At 71.6% G+C, this 2603-nt stretch carries 3 protein-coding genes and 1 pseudogene; 3 read left to right on the top strand and 1 reads right to left on the bottom strand.

Annotated features, from left to right (window positions below; genetic code table 11):
- Together ACYVE9_RS22330 and ACYVE9_RS22325 are read left to right on the top strand one after the other, a co-directional pair.
- A pseudogene (locus ACYVE9_RS22330) lies at positions 1–304 on the top strand (MFS transporter); the annotation flags it as partial.
- 42 nt (positions 305–346) lie between these two features.
- Positions 347–1534, top strand: a complete 1188-nt coding sequence (locus ACYVE9_RS22325) for an acyl-CoA dehydrogenase family protein (RefSeq protein ID WP_461029680.1) — start codon at positions 347–349, stop codon at positions 1532–1534.
- Between the two features lie 58 nt (positions 1535–1592).
- On the opposite strand, the gene ACYVE9_RS22320 is transcribed toward ACYVE9_RS22325, so the two are convergent.
- A complete protein-coding gene (locus tag ACYVE9_RS22320; protein ID WP_461029679.1) occupies positions 1593–2039 on the bottom strand; it encodes a cell division protein SepF in 447 nt (148 codons plus the stop codon).
- Positions 2040–2337: 298 nt separating this feature from the next.
- On the opposite strand from ACYVE9_RS22320, the gene ACYVE9_RS22315 reads away from it, so the two are divergent.
- Positions 2338–2603: DUF5685 family protein (locus ACYVE9_RS22315; protein ID WP_461029678.1), on the top strand; the 266-nt coding region annotated here is incomplete at its 3' end.

The raw sequence follows: 2603 nt of genomic DNA, 5'->3' as shown, positions 1-2603 counted from the left end.
CCGTACCGACGGACTGCCCGCGGACACGCAGGAGGCGGCCGGCCGTTCGCTGGGGGAGGCCGAGGCCGTGGCGGACCGCCTCGGCGGCCCGGCCGGGGAGCTGCTGCACGAGACGGCCCGGAGCGCCTTCGTGCACGGCCTGCACCTGACCCTGCTGATCAGCGTGGGCCTGCTGCTGTGCGGCGCGCTCGCCGCGCTGCGGCTGCCGCGCACGATGGAGTCGGCCTGCTCGGTGCCGGTTCAGCCGCCCGGGCCCGCCGCCCACGGCAGCACGCTCTTGTCGGCACCGGTTACCCGGTCGTAACGTCAGCAGCCAGCCCAGAGGATCACCTGCCGGAGGCCGCGCATGTCCAGCCGTACCCTGCCACCGTTCGACCCCGCCGACCCGCTGGGACTGGACGACCTGCTGTCCGCGGAGGACCTGGCGGTGCGGGACACCGTGCGGGCCTGGGCCGCGGACCGGGTACTGCCGCACATCGCCGAGTGGTTCGAGCGCGGCGAACTGCCCGACATCCGCGGTCTGGCCCGTGAACTGGGCCGGATCGGCGCGCTGGGCATGTCGCTGGAGGGCTACGGCTGCGCGGGGGCGTCGGCGGTGCAGTACGGCCTGGCGTGCCTGGAGTTGGAGGCCGCCGACTCGGGCATCCGCTCCCTGGTGTCCGTCCAGGGCTCGCTGGCGATGTACGCGATCCACCGCTTCGGCTCCGCCGAGCAGAAGGAGCGCTGGCTGCCGCCGATGGCAGCCGGTGAGGTCATCGGCTGCTTCGGGCTGACCGAGCCGGACCACGGCTCCGACCCCGCCGCGATGCGCACGCACGCCCGGCGGGACGGCGGCGACTGGGTGCTCAACGGCCGCAAGATGTGGATCACGAACGGTTCCGTCGCCGGCGTCGCGGTCGTGTGGGCGCAGACCGAGGACGGCGTGCGCGGCTTCCTGGTACCGGCCGGGACCCCGGGGTTCTCGGCGCCGGAGATCCGCCACAAGTGGTCACTGCGCGCCTCGGTCACCAGCGAGCTGGTGCTGGACGACGTCCGGCTGCCGCGGGACGCGGTGCTGCCGGACGTCACCGGGCTGCGCGGCCCGCTCAGCTGCCTCGGCCACGCCCGCTACGGCATCGTGTGGGGCTCGATGGGTGCCGCCCGGGCGAGCTTCACCGCCGCCCTGGAGTACGCGGGGAGCCGGGAACAGTTCGGGCGGCCCATCGCCGGTTTCCAGCTGACCCAGGCCAAGCTGGCTGACATGGCGGTGGAACTCCACAAGGGCCTGCTGCTCGCCCACCACCTGGGCCGCCGGATGGACGCCGGCACGCTGCGGCCGGAGCAGGTCAGCTTCGGCAAGCTGAACAACGTCCGCGAGGCGATCGAGATCTGCCGCACCTCGCGCACCGTGCTGGGCGCGAACGGCATCTCGCTGGAGTACCCCGTGATGCGGCACGCCACCAATCTCGAGTCGGTGCTCACCTACGAAGGCACCGTGGAGATGCACCAGTTGGTGCTGGGCAAGGCGCTCACCGGGGAGGACGCCTTCCGGTGAGCCCACCGGGAGGGCGCCTTCCGGTGCCGCGAGGCAGCACGGCCGCTGCCTCGCGGCGTCAGCTCTGGTTGAAGAAGCCGCCCTCGGAGGCGCGCCGCTCCTGGCCGTTCACCACCTGGTAGTCGTCGGGGGTCAGCAGGAAGACCCGGTTGGCCACGCGTTCGATCGAGCCGCGAAGCCCGAAGGTCAGCCCGGCGGCGAAGTCGATCACCCGCTTGGCGTCCGAGGACTCCATGGCCGTGAGGTTCACGATCACCGGGACGCCGTCCCGGAAGAGTTCACCGATGCCGCGTGCGTCCCGGAAGCCGTCCGGGGTGACCGTGGCGATCCGGGTGCCCTGGTCCTGCGCGGTCTCCGCCGTCGCCCGGATCCGCGGGTCCGTCACCCACACGTCACGGGCGGCGTCTCCGGGTTCCGGCCCCTCGGCGTAGTCGTCGTCGTAGTAACGCATCTCGCTGTCGTCGACGAGGCCCAGCCAGGCACTCGCCTTGCGCACCGATCCCATGGACGCCTCCTCTCGCATGCGGTCCGTGCTGTCCGCAATCCCTATCGTCGTCCATGATGTGGATGATGCGCCAAGCGGATATCCGCCCCGCACACGATTCGTGACAGTTCTGGTGCACAGGGAGGGCCGCCGGAGCTGGGGTCTTGCGGTATACGGGTGGTGACGGAAGGAAAGATCACCGCCTCCCGCCGCGCGGGTGAGCGGGACGGACATACGGGTGACGCCCCGGATGGATCGTCGGTGATGGCCCGTCAAGGTCCGGAGCAGAAACGGTAATGCGGGGGAGCGGAAAAACACAGTGTTCGGAATCATCAGGCCGTGCCGGCATCGTCTCGGCCCGGAACTCACCACCGAGTGGATGGCGCACCTGTGCGGGCTGTGCCTGGCACTGCGGGCCGATCACGGGCAGTTCGCCCGGATCGCCACCAATTATGACGGACTGGTGCTGTCCGTCCTGACAGAGGCTCAGATGCCTCGTACGCCGGGAGACCGGCGGACCGCCGGGCCGTGCCCGCTGCGCGGCATGCGCACCGCGCCGGTGGCACGCGGGGAGGGCGCCCGGCT

The sequence above is a fragment of the Streptomyces sparsus genome, assembly GCF_054776295.1.
This window is presented reverse-complemented; position numbering and strand designations above follow the sequence as displayed.